Raw genomic sequence first — 21,124 nt, forward strand, 5'->3', positions numbered from 1 at the left:
CAACGGTATTTCAGAATACTTTAAATAAAGACTAATAAGACAAAAGACAAAGAGAGAATAGACAGATAGAAAATAGATGCCACTAATAATCTATCATCTATCCGTCTATTATCTGAAGGTCTCAAAAAATTTAAAAAACAAAATAATATATGGCTACATTAAAAGGCGGGGAATTCCTGATCAAACAAATTCCTGCAAACGAAATTTTCAGTATTGAAGAACTGAATGAAGAACAAAAGATGCTTCGTGATTCTGCGAAGGAATTTATAGATAGAGAAGTAGTTCCTCAAAGAGAACGTTTTGAGAAGAAAGATTACGCATTTACTGAAGAGATCATGCGTAAACTGGGAGAAATGGGGATGTTGGGAATCGCTGTTCCTGAAGAATACGGAGGTCTTGGAATGGGCTTTGTGACTACAATGCTTGCCTGTGATTATCTATCAGGAACTACAGGTTCATTGGCTACAGCTTATGGTGCACACACCGGAATTGGAACCCTGCCAATAGTTCTTTACGGAACTGAAGAGCAGAAGAAAAAATACCTTCCGGATTTAGCAACGGGAACAAAATTCGGAGCTTACTGTTTGACAGAGCCAGATGCTGGTTCTGATGCCAATTCAGGAAAAACAAAAGCAAAACTTTCCGAAGACGGAAAACATTATATCATCAACGGTCAGAAAATGTGGATCTCCAATGCAGGATTTGCAGATACATTTACATTATTCGCTAAAATTGATGATGATAAAAATATCACAGGATTTGTCATCAACAGATCTGAACTTGAAAACCCTGAAAGCTTAACTTTCGGTGAGGAAGAGCATAAACTGGGTATCCGTGCTTCTTCTACCCGTCAGGTTTTCTTCAATGATATGAAGATTCCTGTGGAAAATCTTTTAGGAGAAAGAAACAATGGTTTCAAGATCGCTTTAAATGCATTAAACGTAGGCCGTATCAAATTGGCTGCCGCTTGTCTTGATGCACAAAGAAGAATCTTAAACCACTCTATCCAGTACTCTAACGAAAGAAAACAGTTTGGTGTTTCAATCGCTACTTTTGGAGCGATCAGAAAGAAACTGGCAGAAATGGCAACCGGAGTTTTCGTAAGTGAAGCAGGTTCTTACAGAGCCGCTAAAAATGTTCAGGATAAAATTGATGAGCTTGTTGCAGCAGGATTAAGCCATCAGGAAGCAGAATTAAAAGGTGTAGAAGAATTCGCTGTTGAATGTTCAATCCTTAAAGTTTTCGTTTCTGATCTAGCACAACACACCGCAGACGAAGGAATTCAGGTGTACGGAGGAATGGGATTCTCTGAAGACACTCCTATGGAAGCGGCTTGGAGGGATTCAAGAATTTCAAGAATCTATGAAGGTACCAACGAAATCAACAGACTGCTGGCTGTAGGAATGCTTATTAAGAGAGCCATGAAAGGTGAGCTGGATCTTTTATCTCCTGCAATGGCGATCAGCAAAGAATTGATGGGCATCCCTTCATTTGAAGTTCCTGATTATTCAGAATTCATGAGCGAAGAAAAAGCAATTATCGCCAATCTTAAGAAAGTATTCTTAATGGTTTCCGGAGCAGCTCTTCAGAAATATATGATGGATATTGAAAAACAGCAGCATTTATTACTGAATGCATCTGAAATCCTTAACCAGATCTATATGGCAGAATCCGCAGTATTAAGAGCAGAAAAACACTTCTCTCCTGAATCTGTAGAAGCAGCTATGGCTCAGTTAAACCTTTACAAAGCTGTGGAGAAAATCATTACTGCAGCTAAAGAAGGAATTGTTTCTTTTGCTGAAGGAGATGAGCAGAGAATGATGCTTTCAGGACTAAGAAGATTCACAAAATATACCAACCATCCAAATGTGGTAGCCCTTACTGAAAAAGTAGCAGCTCACTATATTGAGAAAGGAGCTTATTAGTCTTTAATAATATAAATTTGATTCAGCGTCCCAATTTTTGGGGCGCTTTTTTGATCTTTATCAATGATGACATCCATTGAAATTAATGGTATTTAGCAAGGTTATTCAAAAAAAATTATTATTTTTATTTTAAAATAACTAACACATGAAAATTTTATTATTTCCAATACTCCTTATTTCCATTACTTTTTCAGCACAAAAAAAAGACAATTTACTTCCTGTTCCCAAGGTAGATACCACAAAAATTGTTGCTAAAGGGAAATTCCCGGGATATTTTACTCTGAAACCCGATCAACCTCAAAAAGAACTTTACAAAATATTAACGGTTAAGCCCAATGATACAATTCTTTATCTGGCTTTAAAAGAATCTTCAAAGGATTATTCACAATATAAAATTTTAAATTCGATTACTCCTGATAAGCTTCAGGTCAATCGGAAAAAAATACTACCATCCAAATAACATAACACAAACTAAAAACTATTACCATGGGAAAATTTATTATCTCTAAAAGAACAAACGGAGACTTTCAGTTCAACCTCAAAGCTGGAAACGGACAGGTCATTTTAACCAGCCAGGGATACAGTACCAAACCTTCCTGTGAAAGCGGAATCGGATCCGTAAAACTCAATGCACAGGAAGATGCAAAATTTGAAAGAAATACGGCCAATGACGGCAGATGCTATTTTAATCTAAAAGCCGGAAACGGACAGATCATCGGAACCAGCCAGATGTATGAATCTGACAATGGTATGGAAAACGGAATAGAATCTGTAAAAAACAATGCTCCGCATGCTCATATAGAGGATGAAACAAACTTGTAAAATCATCTGAAAATATTCTTCATAAAAAATGCCTTAGTTCTTAAGGCATTTTTTATTTTTGTACTCTATTTTTCATTAGCAATGACAAAAGAAGAATTACTGAATAAAGCAATCAAAATCGCCGATAAGGCTCATAAAGGACAAACCGATAAATACCATGCTCCCTACATTGCCCACGTAATGCGTGTGATGAACTATGGTAAAACACTGGATGAAAAAATCGTTGGAGTACTTCACGATGTTGTGGAAGACCATCCACAGGAGTTTAGTCTGGATTATTTAAGATCTGAGGGATTCCCTGAATATATTATTTTTGCCATCAGCTGCCTTACAAAGCTTGATCCGGAAGAAGATTATGATGAATTCATCAAAAGAACGGAACGATCTCTCCTTTCTGTAGCTGTAAAACTAAATGACCTTCGAGACAATATGGATCTCAGAAGAGTAAACAGAGAGCTTACTCCTAAAGATATCAAAAGATTCAATAAATATCTGAAAGCCTATCGTTATCTGATAGAGAAATATTAATCCGCACCTGGGAAATCATATGTTTTCGTGTGATGATCTGTTCCATCGATGTTGATGTTTAACGCAAGGTAAACGAAATGTAAATTTTTGTTCCCTTTTGCTTCAAATTCACGCTGCCACAGATATCCGCTCACGATTCCAAAATAATCATCGATCTGATAGCCGAAACCGCCATAAACTCTGTTTCTGGCAAAAGTAGGCTTCATCGGAGAGACAAAGAATACTTCGTCATAAGCATTGGCGAAAACAGTTCCTTTCTTGATGGTTTTGGCGTTTAAAGGAACACTTACATTCAGACGGTACCGGTAACGCATTCTCTGGGAAGTCTGATCTGTTTTCGGCTCATAGAACCAGCTCTTTTCAGCACGAAAACGGTTTTCAAACTTTACGATACCTTTCTTGATATCAATAACGTCCTGAAGCCATACCCTGAACTCCTCTCTGCTCAGGCTATGTTCTTTATAGTTAACATATCTTCCCAGCCCTACAAAAGGTTTGTGGTTTTTGGTAAGATTATACCCTAATCCCCCTTTTATTTCATAATAATCGGGGTAGGTATAATCTTCGTTACCACGCAATTGCCCCTCTGCGTACAGGAAAAATTTCGGATGAAACTTATAGGTCAGAGTCACTGCATTGAAGCTGGAAATGTGTTCCTGTGCTTTAAAAAAAGATATTCCAAGTAATAAACCTAAACCTATAAGACGTTTCATAAAAAATTTTTGCAAATGTATATTTTTTAACAATTTGTTAATATTAACTTTTATTCATGTGTAAATTAACAATTACTTAATATTGATTGTGTAAGAAAAGCCAATATGGAACCACCTTTGCGGCATTCCCACCCCAAATGCTTCGGTATATTTTGTGTTGGTCAAATTGTTAATCAACACATATACTGAGTAATCTTTTTTGGCAAAGCTCAGCTTCTCATCTACAAGGTTATAGGTTCCCAGATTAACTCTTTCATTGTAACGGTAAACAAGCTCGTTGGTAAAGTTTTTCAGGAATTTCACCTCTAACTTGGACACAAACTGATGTTTCAAATTATCCAGAATATATCTTGAAACCACACCGGCTTTTTCTTCATATTTGCTGTCAATGTAGGTATATCCAACCGTATATTTTAACCAGTCTGTCGGTCTGTGGCTCCACTCTGCTTCTATTCCTTTCGTTTTAATATTTCCCACATTCTGAGCAAACCATACTTTATCACTCAGATCCTTTTTCACCCAGTCAATGGAATTATTGGAATTCCTCAGGAAACCACTGATTTTAGCCAAAATTCTGTTGTTCTGGTATTGATATCCTACCTCGGATGAAACTGCATTTTCAGGAAGTAAATCCGGATTTCCATGTTCCGTGGGACTTACATAATACAGTTCGGTAAATGTTGGTACACGGTGTACTTTTGCGATGTTTCCGTAGATTTTTGAATTGTTATTAAAGTTATAGCCTACATCCAACCCCGGATAGAAGAAATTCCCTTCTTTAGAATAATTGGCCCATGAAATCCCCGGACTGATATTCAGTTTTTTATCCAGTAATGAAAAATGATGTTCAAAGAAAACCTGAGATACAAAACGGTTTCTGTCTCCTAAATTACTGCTTACTAAAAATTCTTTTCTCAGTTCAACACCAATTCCGGTTGTTCCCAACCCCCACTGATAGCTGGAATTCACTTCTCCACCTGCATTATTTCCAATGTGCATATTTCGGTAAAAATCAGGATTCCATCTGTCATAAAGGTACATATCCTGCCCTCTTCTCCAATATACATTAGAGTTAAGTTTCAGCTTACCAAAAGTCTGCTGATGAGCTACACTTACGATAGAAGCCTGCGTTTCCTCATACTGCTTCGTTGCAGCACTGGAAGCATAAAAGCCATTGGCTCCGAATTTCTTTTCCGAAAAGCCGGCCTGAACTCTTACATCTCCGTTTTTGATATTCAGTTTTCCCTGATAAAATACATTTCTGATCTCATAATCAGTATTGAACATATACCCTTCTGATGAAGCTGAATTCACCTGCAGGGAGTTCGTAAATTTTTCATTTCCGATCTGCGCGTTAAATCCCAGACCATAGCTGCCGTAATCTCCTCCCTCTGCGCTTATCTTCACTTTTTTCCCCGGAAAAGTTTTGGTGATGATATTGATAACACCAGCATAAGCATTCTGTCCGAAACGTCTTGCAGCCGGGCCTTTTATGATTTCTATCTTTTCTACTTCATCCAGATCTACCGGAATATTCATATTATTATGTCCGGTCTGGGAGTCATTCATCCTGATTCCGTTCAATAATAAAAGAACCTGCTCAAAAGAACTACCACGGAAACCGATATCACTCTGCACTCCATTGGCTCCTCTCCTTCTGATATCCATTCCCGGCACCTGCTGAAGAATTTCGTCAATACTTTTAGCCGGAGAATTTACAATATCTTCTCTGGTGATAACGCTGATGTTCTGGTTAGCGCTTTTATAAGGTGTAGAGATAAATTTACCCTGAAATTCAATGCTTTCAATATCTGTAGTCTTTTCCTGTGCATTTACCCAAAGTAAAGATCCCAGAAAAAAAGCACTTCCTATCTTTTTGATCATAATCGTTTCCGTAGTTTTTTAAGAGAGTCCAAAAGTAAGGGAGTTCACCAAGACAGGCAAATGATAGTTGTCATAAAAAAGATGCAGCTTCACGCTGCATCTTTCTGAGGGAGTAATTTCTATCTTTTTCTCATTAAATGTGTAACCAGATCTCTGAATAATTTTCTCATTTCTCTATTACATATTTATGAATGCAATTTTAAATAATTTTACAATATAAAACAATAGTTCAATAAAAAAACACAATATATTTTAAAAAATTATATAAAACACTGTAAAATAAACAGCAAAATAAAATTAAGTCCACAAAACATACATCTTTTCAGGTGGTTTTGAAAGCAAAATATGGGTTTAACCTGTTCAATGTAACGATCATTATAACAATTTTTAACAATAAGATAAGCGTAAATTTTTCGCTAAAATTTCGTAATTTTGTGGGTCTTAATTTTACGATGAAAGTATTCTATTTCAACAGTAATTTTGCCAGCGTTTATAAAAATTGCAGCAACAGATTTCGGAGGAATCAGGATATATGTAAAAGTTCAATTGATACCGGCCACAGAATATTTGTAGCCAAACACCATTACTGCCAGCCTTAATGCTGTGCAGTCTTTATATGAATAAACAAAATATGGCTAACACAACAGAAATAGATATAAAAAAACAGATTTTCGTTAAGAATGCACATCTTAACAATCTGAAGCATATAGACGTCCTTATTCCAAAGAACAAACTGATTGTTATTACAGGAGTTTCGGGAAGCGGTAAGTCATCTTTGGCTTTTGATACGATCTACGCAGAAGGACAGAGAAGATATGTAGAAAGTTTAAGCTCTTATGCCCGTCAGTTTTTGGGAAAATTAGAAAAACCAAAAGTGGACGATATCAAAGGACTCGCACCTTCTATTGCCATCCAGCAGAAAGTAATTTCTTCCAATCCGCGTTCTACTGTGGGAACTTCTACAGAGATTTACGATTATATGAAGCTTTTATTTGCAAGGATCGGGAAAACCTTTTCACCGGTTTCGGGAGAAGAAGTGAAGAAAGATTCGGTTTCTGATGTAGTCGACTTCATCAAGGCTTCAAAAAAAGATACTTCCTTTCTATTAACTGCTCCTTTGGAATATGATGCAGACAATTTTAAAGAAACCCTGAATGTTTTAAAACTGGCAGGTTTCACAAGACTTGAAATTAATGGAAATGTAGCCGGGATTGAAGATCTGGAAAGTTTTGGTTTTGCCCCGGAAAAAGGAATGACGATCAACCTTGTCATCGACCGTTTTTCTTACGAAGAAGACGAAAGCTTTTTACAAAGACTTGCAGATTCTATTCAAATGGCATTCTATGAAGGACGCGGATATTGTTCATTAAAGAATACAAACACTGAGAAGGTAAAAGAATTTTCCAATAAATTTGAGCTGGACGGAATGGAGTTTCTTGAGCCCAACGTTCATTTTTTCAGCTTTAATAACCCCTACGGAGCATGTCCGGTATGTGAAGGATACGGAAAAGTGATCGGAATTGACGAAGATCTTGTAGTTCCAAATAAAACATTATCCATCTACGAAGATGCCGTTGTCTGCTGGCGGGGAGAAACCATGAGCGAATGGAAAAAGGATTTCATCAAAAAAGCAGGTGACTTCCCTATCCACAAACCTTATCATCAATTAACAAAAGAACAGAAAAACTTCCTTTGGAAAGGTGACGGAAGGAGTAATTTCCCGTGTATCAACAATTTCTTCAAGATGCTTGAAGAAAATCTTTATAAAATTCAATACAGAGTAATGCTTTCCCGTTACAGAGGAAAAACCCTTTGCCCGACATGTGAAGGATTGAGACTTCGTGAAGAAACAAGCTGGGTAAAAGTAGACGGACACAATATCCAGTCGATGATTGAACTTCCTTTGGATGAACTTGCTCCGGTGATCAACGGATTAAAACTTTCAGATCATGACAAGGAAGTCGCCAAGAGACTGATTTACGAAATCACCACCCGTCTGGAATTTTTATTAAAAGTAGGATTAGGATATTTAACATTAAACAGAACATCGAATACCCTTTCAGGAGGAGAAAGTCAGAGAATCAACCTGGCAACAAGCTTAGGAAGTTCTTTGGTAGGTTCTATTTACATTCTGGATGAGCCTTCTATCGGGCTGCATTCCAAAGATACGGAAAACCTGATCGAAGTATTGAAAAATCTTCGCGACCTTGGAAATACCGTGATTGTGGTAGAACATGACGAGGATGTAATGAGAGCAGCGGACTATATTATTGATATTGGTCCGGAAGCAGGTTATCTTGGTGGGGAACTGGTATTTGCCGGAGATTATAAGGATCTGAAAAAAGCGAATACACTTACTTCAGAATACCTTACCGGAAGACTTGAAATAGAAGTTCCGAAGAAAAGAAGAAAAGCAAAAGAATGGATTCACATTAAAGGAGCCCGTCAGAATAACCTTAAAAATATAGATGTAGACGTTCCTTTGGAAAGTCTGGTAGTCATTTCCGGAGTTTCAGGAAGTGGAAAGTCTACTTTGATGAAAGAGATCCTTACCAATGACATCCAGATCCAGTTGGGAATGGGCGGTAAAAAAGGAGATTATGATACTGTCGAATTTCCAAAAAAACTGATCAAAAACATTGAACTGATTGATCAGAACCCTATTGGAAAATCATCCCGTTCAAATCCTGTAACCTATCTAAAGGCTTACGACGATATCCGTGATCTTTTTGCCAAGCAGAAAGTAGCCAAAATGATGGGTTATAAGCCTAAACACTTCTCTTTCAACGTAGATGGCGGAAGATGTGATGAATGCAAAGGAGAAGGAGTGATCAATGTTTCCATGCAGTTTATGGCGGATATCGAGCTTGAATGTGAGGTTTGTAAAGGAACACGTTTCAAAAATGAGATCCTTGAAGTAAGATTTGATGAGAAAAACATCTCTGATATCCTTCATATGACCGTAGATGAAGCATTGGAATTCTTTAAAGATAATAATGAAGAAAAGATCGTAACGAAGCTGAGACCTTTGCAGGAAGTAGGTTTAGGTTATTTACAGCTGGGACAAAGCTCCTCTACCCTTTCCGGCGGTGAGGCACAGCGTGTGAAGCTGGCTTCTTTCCTTGTAAAAGGGGTAACAACGGATAAAACGCTATTTATCTTTGATGAGCCTTCCACAGGGCTTCACTTCCATGATATTCAAAAATTATTGAAATCATTACAGGCGTTGATTGATCTCGGACATTCGGTGATTGTTATTGAGCATCAGCCTGATATTATCAAATGTGCCGATTATATTATCGATATCGGTCCGGAAGCAGGAAAACACGGCGGAGAAGTTGTATTTGCAGGAACACCGGAAGATCTGACTAAAAATAAAAAGTCTTATACGGCAAAATATATCAAAGAAAAACTGGAACAATAAATACAACCGGCTGTTTTTAAACAGCCGGTTTTTTATTGAGATTACTTATCTTTATTCAACTTATCAAACCATTACAAAATTATTATTTATGCCCTGGAATCCCGAATTATATGATCAGTACAAAGATGTACGTTATAAGCCATTTTATGATTTAGCAGCGTTAATCAAGCCTGAAAACAATATAAAAGCTATTGACTTAGGCTGTGGAACCGGAGAACAGACCTCTATTCTTACGGAAAAACTGACAGGCTCTACATTCTTGGGAATTGATTCATCAGCAGAAATGCTTGAAAAATCGAGGAAATATGAAAACGATCATTTACACTTTAAGCTTCAGAGCATTGAAGAAACATCCCAGTCTGACGAGAAATGGGATCTTGTCTTCAGTAATGCCGCTTTACAGTGGGCTGATGATCACGAAACTTTATTTCCCAAAATCATTGGATTACTTTCAGAGAATGGACAGTTAGCAATACAAATGCCGGTTCAGAAAGAAAATATCCTCAATCAGATTTTAACAAAAATGGCAGGTGAAGAACCCTACGCATCCCAACTAAATCATTTCAACCGTGATTCTCCGGTACTTTCAATGGATGACTATGCACAGATATTATTTGATAACGGAATTCAGGATATTGAAATATTTCAGAAGGTATACCCTATTATTGCGGATGATCACGAGGCTTTATACACCTTTATTTCAGGAACAGCATTGTTACCTTATTTAGAACGCATGGAAGGAGAACAGAAAGAACAATTCATCTCCGAATTTAAATCGCGTATCGCCAAAAGGTTTACAAAATATCCGGCTATCTATGCATTCAAGCGCATCCTGATGTATGGCCGTAAGAAATAGAAAACCTTAACGCCCAATAAAAAACTGCCACAATTGTCATTCTTACGAAGGAAGAATCTCATTAATAACCAATGATATGAGATTCTTCATTACACTTCGTTTCATTCAGAATGACAAAATTGCGACAGCTGCTTCTGTTTATTAATAAAATAGTTACTCTTTCAGATTATACAAGAACGGACTTTTCCTGATATACTCAGAATTTTCAATCTGAGAAACCAGAAAATCCGCCAGATCTGTAGCACTGATGCTTTCTCCTTTACAGTCTGTAGGATTTGTCTCCGTTGGAAAGCTTTCCTCTGTAAGATGAATGAGTGGTAATCTTACCAATGTCCAGTCCAGATGGCTTTCCAGAAGAAGTTCATATTCTTTCTGCTTATCAGCGGTTGTCTCAGGATAGTTCTGATACATCCAGCCTGTAGCCATTTTTACCTTTTCATTTTTATGATCGGACGGTGTATTTACACTCAAGCCTGTAGTTACAATATAACGACCGATTCCATGATGACTCATTGCAGAAATGATATTTTTTGTAGCATCACTAAAAATAGACTTCTCTCCTTTTGGCTGCCCTAAAGTACTCATGACAAGATCAGTTCCTAGAATCAATTTATCGATCGCTGTTGTATCCCTTGCATCTCCTTTTACCACTTCAATTAATGGATTTTGAAGGGTGAAATTCTTGGGATGCCTTAATAAAAGTTTAAGATGATATCCTTTCTCAAGAAGGTTTTGTACCAGATATTGTCCGGATTTTCCGGTTCCGCCGATGACGGCAATTTTATGGATTTTCATAATTATTTTTTTTAATATTAAATATCAATAATCAGCAGCTGATTCACCGCTAATGACCATTAGTATTATAAAAGATGAATTGTCTTTTCTTTAGATAAGAATAATAGCTATATAGGGTTCAGAAAATTGAACCTAAGATGTTCAGGCTTAAAAGTAACACCTGACTCATAGTAATATGTATTACGAGATTTTAATGAATTAAAGTTACATTTTTTCCCTCAAAAAAAATCAAAAATTTATGATTTTGACAACATGTATTAAAAGAGAAAGTTTTTAACTTTGATAACTATCTTACTGTCAGTATTTTCCTTAAAACAAACTTACACCCAATAAAATATCATAATATGGAACCATTTACAGTAAACATACCCGAATCGGTTATAACCGATCTTAAAAACCGTCTGCAAAATGTCCGCTGGCCGGGAGAACCGGAAGGATCCGGCTGGAACTACGGCACCAGTGAAACATACCTGAAAGAACTTACCCGCTATTGGATCAATGATTACGACTGGAAGATGCACGAACAGCAATTGAATCAGCATCCACAGTATGTCACCCGGATTGACGGAATTTTGATTCATTTTCAATACATCAGAGGAAAAGGGTCAAATCCTAAACCGCTGATTCTTACTCATGGCTGGCCAGACAGCTATTACCGCTTTCATAAAATTATTCCACTGCTTACGGAAGGTGAACAGAGTTTTGATCTGGTTATTCCTTCCATTCCGGGATTTGGCTTTTCTGATAAAACAGCGGTCAGCAGTGAAAAGGTGGCAGATCTGTGGAAACAACTGATGACTGAAGTCCTAGGTTATGAAAAATTCTGTGCTGCCGGAGGAGATATCGGAATGGGAGTCGTAAAGGCATTGACTTCAAAATATCCTGAAGCCCTGGAAGCTGTTCACCTTACAGATGTTGGCTACCCCACCGGCCAGGAAGACCCTGCTACAATGAGTGAAGAGGAACAGAAATTCGCACAGTTTGTTCAGCAATGGTGGTACAGTGAAGGAGCTTACGCCATGGTACAGTCTACCAAACCTCAATCTTTGGCTTATGGTCTTAATGACTCTCCTGTCGGACTGGCAGGCTGGATCATAAGTTTTATCAATGCAGGCGCACCACCTGAAATGATTGAAACAGCATTTGGCGGAAAAGATGAGTTGCTTACCAATATTATGATTTATTGGGTAACCCAAACCATTGGTTCTTCTGCCAGAATGTATAAGGAAGATGTAGCAGCTTTATGGAGCGGAACACATGTGCATCAAAAGAGCAATATTCCGGCCGGAGTGCTTGTATTTCCCCGTGAAGCTCAGTTTCCGAAAGAATGGGCAGAACGTTTCGTGAATGTCACCAGCTTTAAAAAGATGAATGAAGGTGGCCATTTTGCCGCCCTGGAATTACCTCATTTATTTGCAGATGAACTGAGATCATTTTTTTATTCTGCCACATAAACAATTCATGAGCTACAATCGGTCCTGCCTTTTTGCAGCTCCTTTTTGATGGTAAAATGTTAATCCTTCTAAACCATTACTAAAATATTGTTAATAGAGTATAAAGTTGTTGGCAAGTTTTTTATTTTAGCCAAAATTAATAACTATGAAAAAATTGTCCTTCACGATTATAGCAGCATTTCTATTCTGCTCAGTGCAAGCTCAGATACAAAATGCCGGTTTTGAGAACATGACCGATGGATTACCCAATCACTGGAATATAAAAAAAGCAGATTCGTACGAAGGAAAAGTAGATTATACCCAATATTTTGGAGGAAAAGCCTCTATGCAGCTTATAGGAAAGGCTGATCATTCCAAAGACTTTCAATCTTTTTCTCAAAAAATACCTCTTGATATTCAGCAATTGCAAAAAATAGAAATCAGTGCCTATGTAAAATCTGAGAACACCAATGGGAAAATCAATCTATGGACACAGGTGAAGGATGAGAAGGGGCAGATGATAGACTTTGGAAACTCAGAGTCACAACAAAAGTCCATTGCATTGAATAAAGACTGGACAAAATATTCTTTAATTTTCACTGTTGATAAAAATGTAAAAAGCCTTCTTCTTGGAGGCGTATTCTCAGGAAACGGAACGGTTTGGTTTGACCACTTTGAACTGAACAGAATTGCATTTTCAAATGAAGAACCTTCGAAAAAATCTGCAAAATATATTCAGGAGTTTAAAGATATTGTGAAAAAGAATTCAATCTTTTCAGACCAACTGGACTGGAAAAATATTGAAACCAACCTTCAATATCTTTCAAAAGGCATGAAAACCATTGATGATACAGACCCTGCATTGAGCTATATTATACAAAATCTAAGACAGGTTGGTGATAACCATTCATTTATTTCCGGCAAAGAACGTTCAGAAAAACAAAAGAAAAGCAACACCAATGAGGCAAAGCCCGATTCCAGACTAATTGATCAGAGTATTGGCTATATTTCTGTTCCCGGCTTTGGTTCCGTCAACACAGAAGTTGGAAATGATTTTGCCCTGCAGATTCACAATATGATTAAAAAACTGGACTCTGAAAATACGATTAAAGGCTGGATTGTAGATCTGAGAGGCAATACAGGAGGAAATATGTATCCTATGATCGGAGGTCTCGGAAGTCTGATTGGAGAAGGAACTTTGGGATATTTTGTATATAAGGATAAAAAAACTCCATGGATTTATAAAGACAGGAAGTTTGGTTCCAATAAAATTACAGAACCTTATAATCTTAAAAGCGGACAATCTAAAATTGCAGTTCTGATAGGTCCAAACACCGCCAGTTCAGGAGAAGCTACAACAATTGCATTTATTGGAAAAAGCAATGTAAAACTCTTTGGAAAACCATCTGCGGGCTATACTTCGGCCAATAGTATTTATCCGTTAAGCGATGGTAAAAGCTTTGCTCTGGCTTCTTCTTATGAAATGGACCGAAACGGGAAAGTCTACTACGGGAAAATTGATCCGGACGTTCCGGTAGAATCCAAAGAAGGTCACGATATGGATCTGGAGACTGCTAAAGCCTGGATTTTAAATTAGTTTCAGACTTATCCACAAAAAAATGTGGATAACTTGTGAATTTTAACATTTAATTCATTTTTCGTATTAAAATAATTACTACATTTACTATGTAATAAACATCGAAGTGGAAACTTTATTTGCTTTTCTTACTACTCTTGAAATTGCAATTAAATTTGAAATAAAAATTTAAGCACAGCATTGTCGGCTGTGCTTTTTATTGTTGTCTAATTAAAAAAATGAGATGTATTTATCTACTGGATCTGCCTCTAAAGGGCAGATTCTTTTATCCTACATCCTTTTATAGAAGTATTTTCGCATATTTGCTATAAAATGTACAAAACGGTACAAACATCTTTGCCCCAGTCTCCATTCTCTGCATTAATTGTTGATTATTAAAATTAAATAATTTGTATTTTTATGAATCAAACCAAGGCCTCATAGTTCAATGGATATAATAGAAGTTTCCTAAACTTTAGATCCAGGTTCGATTCCTGGTGAGGCCACAAATTTGCCAAATGGCACTAGCTAAATAAGATATATTATTTTATTTTCTTTCTATTTTAAGAAGAAATCAAGTCCTGTTTTTTCATCATTTCTAAACGATAATATATTTTTTGAGTACTTCAAGAAGGTCCGCCTGCTTTACAGGTTTGGGAAGGAAATCATTCATTCCGGCTTCAAGGCACTTTTCTTTTTCACCCAGCACATTTCCAGCTGTAACACCTATGATAGGTATATGTTCATACCCCGGAAGCATTCTAATATTTCGTGTTGCCTCAATACCGCTCATTACCGGCATCTGTACATCCATCATAATAATGGAAAACTGTTTTTTCCTGCATTCTTCCAAAGCCTGCAGCCCATTAACGGCTTCCGTTAGATGTATACCAGGTGCAAGAGATCTCATTATTCTATTATTCAGGACCATATTCACTACGTTATCATCAACCAAAAGCACTTCTAATTCCGAATCAAATACATGCGAAGTTTTCTCAGGCTGATCCTTATTAATTTTCACTGTATAACTTTGGTCTACCTTTTTTAAGGTTTTGTATAGATCATGAGATTTGATGGGTTTCAATAATAAATGTGCATTTTCTATTTTTCTAACTGAGCTAAGTATGCCCAGTTCTTCAGAAGAAGAAGAAAGTACTATAAATGGAGAAGTCTCATTTCGCTGATTGAACAGTCCTGTTATTTTATCTATTGTTTCCAATCCGGACATAACAGGCATATGATAATCCATCAGGATCACATCGAACCGCTCACCTTTCAACAGGATCTCTAAGGCTTCCATCCCATTAGAAGCCAAGGTAGACTTGATATTTTTATAGGTAAGCATATGCTCAAGAATGATCCTGTTGGTTTCATTATCATCAACCACTAAGGCTGTTTTAATAGTTATCTCCTCCTCGTCTCTCAATGGAGGGATCTCGTAAGGAATCTCAATGTCAAAGAAAAATACAGACCCTTTTTCCTTTACGCTGCTCAGCGACAAATGGCTTCCCATATATCCCAGGATATTGTTTGAAATCGTAAGTCCCAGACCCGTGCCACCATATTGTTTACTAATGGAACTGTTTTCCTGTGTAAAGGCATTAAAAATGTATTTTTGTTTCTCAATAGGGATGCCAATCCCAGTATCTCTTACTGAGAAGCGCAAAGCAATAGTACGATCATCCATGCGCAATTTCTCAACTTTCAGCTCAATCTCTCCCTTTTCTGTGAACTTCACAGCATTCCCGAGAAGGTTGATCAGGATCTGTTTTAACCTTGCTTCATCCATAAAAAGTATTTTGGGAAGACCCGGCTCAATATTGAGCAGAAGTTCAATATCTTTTTTCTGGGATTGATAAATAATCACATTGATCACCTGGCTCAACATATCATAAACATCACATTTTTCAATCAAGAGCTCCATTTTTCCGGATTCTATTTTAGAAAAATCCAATATATCATTGATGATGCTAAGAAGATTTTCCCCAGACTCATTGATGTAATTCAGATATTGCATCTGGGTTTCATTCAGCGGTGTCGTGAGGAGAAGGTCTGAAAAACCTATAACTCCGTTTAAAGGAGTCCTGATCTCATGACTCATATTAGCAAGAAATTCGGATTTTGCTTGGCTGGCTGTATCTGCTGTTTCTTTGGCATTTTTCAGTTCTTCATTGATCTTAACAGCATTGGTAATATTCTGTATGGAAATAATGACACCGCCTACTTCATTTTTTGTAAGATACCAAGGTCCCACTTTAAGGTCGTAATGCTGAATTTCTTCTTTTCCTTCCACCTTTAACGTAAAATCACCGTTGATGTACGTTTTTCCCAACAGCGCATTCTTATAGATCTCTTTTCCTTCTTCGGGAATATTAGGTGATATTGTGAAAAGATTATTACCGATAAGATCTATATCATTCATATTAAATTCCTCTCTCCATCTGCTGCTTACAGCAATATAGTTAAGGTCTTTATCAAACATAGCCAAAGGAACAGGAACATCAGTGGCAAAAGACTGCATTATAGCCTCCTTTCGGGTAACTTCAAGAAACATTTTTTTGAAGGCATCAATGTCCTGAATGATTCCGAAAACTCTTTTACAACTATCACCTTCAAATTCGGGAATGCCTTTTACTCTTACCCAGATCGTAGCGCCATCATTACGCAATAGCTGAAGCTCCTCATCAAAAGGAATTCCTTGTTGTATTGCCCTGTTAAAAAGATATTTTATTCTATCCCCGCTTTTTCCTTTGTAAAATCCAAGGGCATTTTCAAAAGTAGGCTGGAAATTATTTTCTATTTTGTGAATTTCTCTTGTACTTTGAGACCAGAAAAGCTTTCCCGTCTTCATATTAGCTTCCCAGCCTCCCACCTGGGCTACTGAACCTGTTTCCTCAAGCATTTCTTTAGTATAAGACAGGTCGTTTTCTAACTTACTACGACGAATAAGGTCAGATTTTAGTTGTATATAAACAAAAAGGGTTACACCGATAGCTGCAACAGCAGAAAAGATGATGAATAAAACAGTCCGATTGGAAGATTTGTTCAGATCTTCATTTTTTATGGCAAGTTGAACTTCCTCAAGTTTTACAAATTTCTGAACGAGCATGCGGCATCTATCCATAGCCTCCTTGTTTTGTACAAGTTCTGCCGGACTCATTACAATTCCTTTTTTACGATTCTCAATAAGCAAGGCATATTCTTTCATCAACACCTCTGAAGTATACAGCAGTTCATTTAGGATATTAATCTGATCTTTATCTCTAAGATTAAGCCTATCTTTGTGAGAGACAAACTGCGGATATTCATTCTTGCTTTTATTGAAAGGTTCAAGAAAATTCTCCTTCCCGGTAAGCTGATATCCCCGATTTCCAGTTTCAGCATTTAAAAGAGTACTTAAGATATCTTTTGCTAAGCTTATAGATTCCTTATTTTTTAATAACTCTTTCCTATTCTCCATCTGCTTATGTATGCTGATATAAGATGCTATGGAACTAGCAATCAGAAGCATCAAAGAAATTACTACTCCAATTTGAAGATTTCTAATAATTTTTTTTGGCATTTAATCGTATTTTGGCAATAAAATACTAAAAATAGGTCATTTTGTAATATTAACAAATTAATTTAAAAATTTGTCAGCAGATATTGGAAAATGAGTACAATTAAAGTGTTAAAGATGGGTTTATCAATTTTATAAAAGTTTACTTTGTATATCATCTTTCTCCATTGGTGTTTATTTTAAAAAACATGATTACAAGAGATATTCGATTAAAAAATAAAATTTTTATACTTGTAAAGCTTTTGCGACCAGCTCAAAAGTTTAACGTAAATTTTGGAGAGTAAGTGAAAATGATTTCCCGGGCATCGTAGTTTTATTAAAAATCAATTCCTAACATCTTACCATTTCCGGTCATTAATTTGCTAAAAAGCAATTTCTTTACTTCTATAGTTGATTTTTACCCTAAATTATGAAAAGAAAAATCCCCGGATCTCGCCGGGGAAAAAATCAAGTCAATATAACAAAAATATGTTATTTTTTTATTAATATATGGACGTTTATTAATGTATATTCCTGCATACGATCTAAATTCTATTTTCTTATTATAGATTATTTCCTAAAATAAAGTCTTTTTATGAATTTATAAACCTCAAACCACAGTACGGAAACTGAAGCAGTGAGCAGTGCCAGTCCAAGTTCTTCTATGCTGAGAGCGGTTACGCTGAAAAACCCGGAAACAGGAGCTGCATAGAGAATAATCAGAAGGAAAATTACAACCAATACTGAAATCCCGGCAAGCAGGACGTTTCGGTTCTTAAAACACTCCAACATGCTGTAATAGAAAGAACGGTTCACCAGACTTAGCAGTATATTGGAAAATATAAGCGTAGTGAAAACCAATGCTCTGGTTTTAGCTTCACCATTTCCATGACTGACAGAGTACTGATACAGCCATAATATCCCTGCGGTAATGATGATCCCCTGAATAATGCTTATTGTGAGTTCTCTCCAGTTCAGAAAAGTATCTGTCAGTGCTCTTGGAGGTCTTTTCATTGCATTTTTTTCCATTGGCTCATTTTCATAAACAATGGAACATGTTGGCCCCATAACCAATTCCAGAAAAATAACATGTACCGGAGTGAATATATGTGGAAATACCCAACCCAAAAACAAAGGTAAAGAAACAGTGAGTATAATAGGAATATGAATAGAAATAATATACTGGACCGCTTTTTTTATATTGGCATAAATTCTTCTTCCTGCAGCAACCCCAATTACGAGTTTATCCAGATCATCATTGGTGATGACCAGTGCTGCGGCTGATTTGGCAATTTCAGTCCCTTTATTTCCCATGGCCACTCCAATATGAGCCGCTTTTAAAGCCGGGCCGTCATTCACTCCGTCACCCAGCATGGCAACTACATGGCCCTGCGCTTTCAAGGCAGAAACCACTTCCAGCTTTGCTTCGGGAAACATTCTTGTAAACAAAGTGGTATCTTCTGAAACTTTTATAAGCTCTGTTTGTGAATACCCTGCTATTTCACTTCCATTAACGGGCAGAGTCTTGTTTTCTATTCCTGCCTGCAATGCAATAGCTCTTGTAGTATCTGCATTATCTCCTGTAATGACTTTTACTTTAATACCAGCATCATAGATATGTTTAAAAACTTCTTTTATTCCTTTTTTAGGAGGGTCATAAAATACAGTCAGACCTAAAAAGTCAAATTTAAAATCCTGCTGCTTGTCAGGGAAATCATTTCCTTCAAAATGAGATCTGGCAACACCGAGAACTCTGTATCCCTGTTCTCCGAAATTCTTTATTAACGTTCTTATTTTATTTTTTTCTTCTTCTGAAAGACTGGAAACACTTATAATGGCTTCCGGAGCTCCTTTAGCTGCTATAATTCTGTCTTTTTGCTCATTTTCAAAAAGATGGGTCATCATCGGCGGTTTACCTTCCAACGGGTACTCATGAAACAGCTGATAGTCTTTTCTTTGATCAGGCTTACGATTCTGTTCATAGACCTTATGTAGTGTTATTTCCATGGGGTCAAAAGGTACAGGTTCACTACTCCACATCGCATAATCAATGAGTTCATGCAGCACTGTTGTCTCAAACTCTGTTTCTTCATAAGTTCTGTCAGAACGGTAATCATATAGATGTTTCAATTGCATGGAGTTTTCCGTAATCGTTCCTGTCTTATCAGTACAGATTACAGAAACGCTTCCCAGCGTTTCTACAATACTGCTTCGTTTAATAATAATTCCTTCCCGCATCAGTTTCCATGCGCCCAAGGCCATAAAGGTCGTAAAGGCTACAGGAATTTCTTCAGGAAGAACAGACATTGCTAATGTAAGCCCACTCAATAAACTGGTCACAAAATCTCCTGTTTTGACAAAGCTGAAGATGCATACTGCCAGGAAGATGATGAGCCCGATAACAGCCATCCCCTTTACAAAGTTCCTGATCTGAAGCTGTAAAGGAGATATTTCTGTTTTTATATTGAGTATGGACTGTCCTATTTTTCCTACTCTTGTTTCCTTTCCAATATTTTCAACCTCAAAAACCGCAAGTCCTGAAACTGTAATTGTTCCGCTATAGACTTTATTATCTTCAGATTTGCTGTCCTTGAAAACAGAAAAGCTCTCTCCGGTAAGGGAAGATTCATTGACAGAAAAATCGTTGCTATGAACAATTCTTCCGTCCGCATTGATGAGGTTTCCTTCTTCGGTAATACACAGATCACCAACTGCTATTTCAAAAGTGGGAATATCTATAATCTTTGAATTCCTGATTACTTTACTTAAAGGTTCATTCAATTTTTCAAGTTCTTCCAGTGCCTTTTTGCTCCGGTTATCCTGATAAAAAGAAATTGCAGTAACTCCAACAATAGCAGCAAACATAAATAAAGCCTCGCCATAATCTCCTGTAAGCACATAAATGAAGGAAACACATATAAGAAGAATCAGCATCGGTTCTTTAAGGATGTTGAGAAGAAGATCTGCCCATGATTCTTTCTTAACCGCTTCGAGACGGTTATATCCGTATTTTTTTCTGGAAGCGGCTACTTCAGATTCTGTAAGCCCTTTCAAATTTTCCGGTATATTGTAATTCATACGAAATGGATATGATATTAAATTTACTGATTGTTTTGTTATATCAGGGTACTATTTCTGTTTTTTTACAGCCTCCTATTCAATCTGCTTTTTCACCTCATTTACCCATTGTTCAATTTCTGACTTTTGGGTATCAGTCAGCTTTGCATTCTGATGAACAACGGTATAGGATGTAAGGGGCATTTCGCCCTCTCTGATGGTTTCTGCAACCTCGTCAAGTTTCTTTATTTTTTTCTCTTTTGAATAACTGTTAAATTCATCAAAATTGAGATGCCGTTTTCCTGAGTTCACATGATCTGCCAGCCACCATTTTACAGGCTGTATGTTATTGTACCATGGATAAGCCGTGGTGTTGGAATGGCAGTCATAACAGCTTGTTTTTAATAATCCCAGTACATGAACCGGAACCTGATAATGTTTTTCAATGGCATTATCCGAAGGAACTGTTGCAATATTTTTATCAGTATCAAAAAACTGAATCACAATCAGAAACAAGGCTATAAAACCTGCTCCTGTTTTTATTAAAGATGATGTTTTCATAATTTGTATTTA

14 protein-coding genes and 1 tRNA gene are annotated in these 21,124 nt (G+C 36.9%); 9 read left to right on the forward strand and 6 right to left on the reverse strand.

From position 1 onward, the window contains the following. The first annotated feature begins 149 nt into the window (after positions 1-149). The 4 genes from ACLI50_RS04565 to ACLI50_RS04580 all read left to right on the forward strand — a co-directional run bounded on the left by ACLI50_RS04565 (position 150) and on the right by ACLI50_RS04580 (position 3,275). On the forward strand, positions 150-1,925 hold the full coding sequence (locus tag ACLI50_RS04565) for an acyl-CoA dehydrogenase FadE (RefSeq protein WP_411413251.1): 1,776 nt from the start codon (positions 150-152) through the stop codon (positions 1,923-1,925). 145 nt (positions 1,926-2,070) lie between these two features. After that, positions 2,071-2,385, forward strand: a complete 315-nt coding sequence (locus ACLI50_RS04570; RefSeq protein WP_411413252.1) for a hypothetical protein — start codon at positions 2,071-2,073, stop codon at positions 2,383-2,385. 26 nt (positions 2,386-2,411) lie between these two features. Beyond that, a complete protein-coding gene (locus tag ACLI50_RS04575; protein WP_110008738.1) occupies positions 2,412-2,747 on the forward strand; it encodes a YegP family protein in 336 nt (111 codons plus the stop codon). 81 nt (positions 2,748-2,828) lie between these two features. Then, positions 2,829-3,275 carry a phosphohydrolase gene (locus tag ACLI50_RS04580; protein ID WP_041461800.1) on the forward strand — a complete coding sequence of 149 codons (447 nt, stop codon included), beginning with the start codon at positions 2,829-2,831 and terminating at the stop codon, positions 3,273-3,275. On the opposite strand, the gene ACLI50_RS04585 is transcribed toward ACLI50_RS04580, so the two are convergent. Then, positions 3,272-3,988, reverse strand: coding sequence for a DUF2490 domain-containing protein (locus ACLI50_RS04585; protein ID WP_411413253.1), 717 nt, complete (start codon positions 3,986-3,988; stop codon positions 3,272-3,274). The two genes, ACLI50_RS04580 and ACLI50_RS04585, sit on opposite strands and share 4 nt — an antisense overlap. Positions 3,989-4,060: 72 nt before the next feature. Continuing rightward, positions 4,061-5,872 (reverse strand): TonB-dependent receptor plug domain-containing protein, encoded by a 1,812-nt coding sequence (locus tag ACLI50_RS04590; protein WP_411413254.1) that lies wholly within the window; start codon positions 5,870-5,872, stop codon positions 4,061-4,063. A 631-nt stretch (positions 5,873-6,503) separates the two neighbouring features. Here ACLI50_RS04590 and uvrA point away from each other — a divergent pair. Continuing rightward, positions 6,504-9,296, forward strand: a complete 2,793-nt coding sequence (gene uvrA / locus ACLI50_RS04595; RefSeq protein WP_411413255.1) for an excinuclease ABC subunit UvrA — start codon at positions 6,504-6,506, stop codon at positions 9,294-9,296. Positions 9,297-9,384: 88 nt separating this feature from the next. Then, positions 9,385-10,152 carry a methyltransferase domain-containing protein gene (locus tag ACLI50_RS04600; RefSeq protein ID WP_411413256.1) on the forward strand — a complete coding sequence of 256 codons (768 nt, stop codon included), beginning with the start codon at positions 9,385-9,387 and terminating at the stop codon, positions 10,150-10,152. A 153-nt stretch (positions 10,153-10,305) separates the two neighbouring features. Here ACLI50_RS04600 and ACLI50_RS04605 read toward each other — a convergent pair whose 3' ends face one another. Continuing rightward, complete coding sequence (locus ACLI50_RS04605) at positions 10,306-10,947, reverse strand: NAD(P)-dependent oxidoreductase (RefSeq protein ID WP_123278372.1); 642 nt, start codon at positions 10,945-10,947, stop codon at positions 10,306-10,308. Positions 10,948-11,291: 344 nt separating this feature from the next. Between ACLI50_RS04605 and ACLI50_RS04610 the strand changes: the two genes are divergently transcribed. From ACLI50_RS04610 to ACLI50_RS04620, 3 genes are all read left to right on the forward strand, one after another. After that, positions 11,292-12,401 (forward strand): epoxide hydrolase family protein, encoded by a 1,110-nt coding sequence (locus ACLI50_RS04610; RefSeq protein WP_411413257.1) that lies wholly within the window; start codon positions 11,292-11,294, stop codon positions 12,399-12,401. Between the two features lie 145 nt (positions 12,402-12,546). Next, positions 12,547-13,977, forward strand: coding sequence for a S41 family peptidase (locus ACLI50_RS04615; protein WP_343639951.1), 1,431 nt, complete (start codon positions 12,547-12,549; stop codon positions 13,975-13,977). Between the two features lie 413 nt (positions 13,978-14,390). Beyond that, a tRNA-Arg gene (locus tag ACLI50_RS04620) sits at positions 14,391-14,462 on the forward strand. 92 nt (positions 14,463-14,554) lie between these two features. Here the strand turns inward: ACLI50_RS04620 and ACLI50_RS04625 are convergent. The 3 genes from ACLI50_RS04625 to ACLI50_RS04635 form a co-directional block, all read right to left on the reverse strand. After that, on the reverse strand, positions 14,555-17,518 hold the full coding sequence (locus ACLI50_RS04625; RefSeq protein WP_238349679.1) for a response regulator: 2,964 nt from the start codon (positions 17,516-17,518) through the stop codon (positions 14,555-14,557). A 546-nt stretch (positions 17,519-18,064) separates the two neighbouring features. Further along, on the reverse strand, positions 18,065-20,572 hold the full coding sequence (locus tag ACLI50_RS04630) for a cation-translocating P-type ATPase (protein WP_411413258.1): 2,508 nt from the start codon (positions 20,570-20,572) through the stop codon (positions 18,065-18,067). Between the two features lie 75 nt (positions 20,573-20,647). Continuing rightward, a complete protein-coding gene (locus ACLI50_RS04635; RefSeq protein WP_120230995.1) occupies positions 20,648-21,112 on the reverse strand; it encodes a heme-binding domain-containing protein in 465 nt (154 codons plus the stop codon). Positions 21,113-21,124 lie beyond the last annotated feature (12 nt).

It is taken from the genome of Chryseobacterium cupriresistens (genome assembly GCF_046614675.1).
Classification (GTDB): Bacteria; Bacteroidota; Bacteroidia; order Flavobacteriales; family Weeksellaceae; genus Chryseobacterium; species Chryseobacterium cupriresistens.

Bases quoted from the DNA above. Each gene is read 5' to 3' on its own strand.
- ACLI50_RS04565 (WP_411413251.1), top strand. From the start codon at position 150: ATGGCTACATTAAAAGGCGGGGAATTCCTGATCAAACAAATTCCTGCA.
- ACLI50_RS04570 (WP_411413252.1), top strand. From the start codon at position 2,071: ATGAAAATTTTATTATTTCCAATACTCCTTATTTCCATTACTTTTTCA.
- ACLI50_RS04575 (WP_110008738.1), top strand. From the start codon at position 2,412: ATGGGAAAATTTATTATCTCTAAAAGAACAAACGGAGACTTTCAGTTC.
- ACLI50_RS04580 (WP_041461800.1), top strand. From the start codon at position 2,829: ATGACAAAAGAAGAATTACTGAATAAAGCAATCAAAATCGCCGATAAG.
- ACLI50_RS04585 (WP_411413253.1), bottom strand. From the start codon at position 3,988: ATGAAACGTCTTATAGGTTTAGGTTTATTACTTGGAATATCTTTTTTT.
- ACLI50_RS04590 (WP_411413254.1), bottom strand. From the start codon at position 5,872: ATGATCAAAAAGATAGGAAGTGCTTTTTTTCTGGGATCTTTACTTTGG.
- uvrA (WP_411413255.1), top strand. From the start codon at position 6,504: ATGGCTAACACAACAGAAATAGATATAAAAAAACAGATTTTCGTTAAG.
- ACLI50_RS04600 (WP_411413256.1), top strand. From the start codon at position 9,385: ATGCCCTGGAATCCCGAATTATATGATCAGTACAAAGATGTACGTTAT.
- ACLI50_RS04605 (WP_123278372.1), bottom strand. From the start codon at position 10,947: ATGAAAATCCATAAAATTGCCGTCATCGGCGGAACCGGAAAATCCGGA.
- ACLI50_RS04610 (WP_411413257.1), top strand. From the start codon at position 11,292: ATGGAACCATTTACAGTAAACATACCCGAATCGGTTATAACCGATCTT.
- ACLI50_RS04615 (WP_343639951.1), top strand. From the start codon at position 12,547: ATGAAAAAATTGTCCTTCACGATTATAGCAGCATTTCTATTCTGCTCA.
- ACLI50_RS04625 (WP_238349679.1), bottom strand. From the start codon at position 17,518: ATGCCAAAAAAAATTATTAGAAATCTTCAAATTGGAGTAGTAATTTCT.
- ACLI50_RS04630 (WP_411413258.1), bottom strand. From the start codon at position 20,572: ATGAATTACAATATACCGGAAAATTTGAAAGGGCTTACAGAATCTGAA.
- ACLI50_RS04635 (WP_120230995.1), bottom strand. From the start codon at position 21,112: ATGAAAACATCATCTTTAATAAAAACAGGAGCAGGTTTTATAGCCTTG.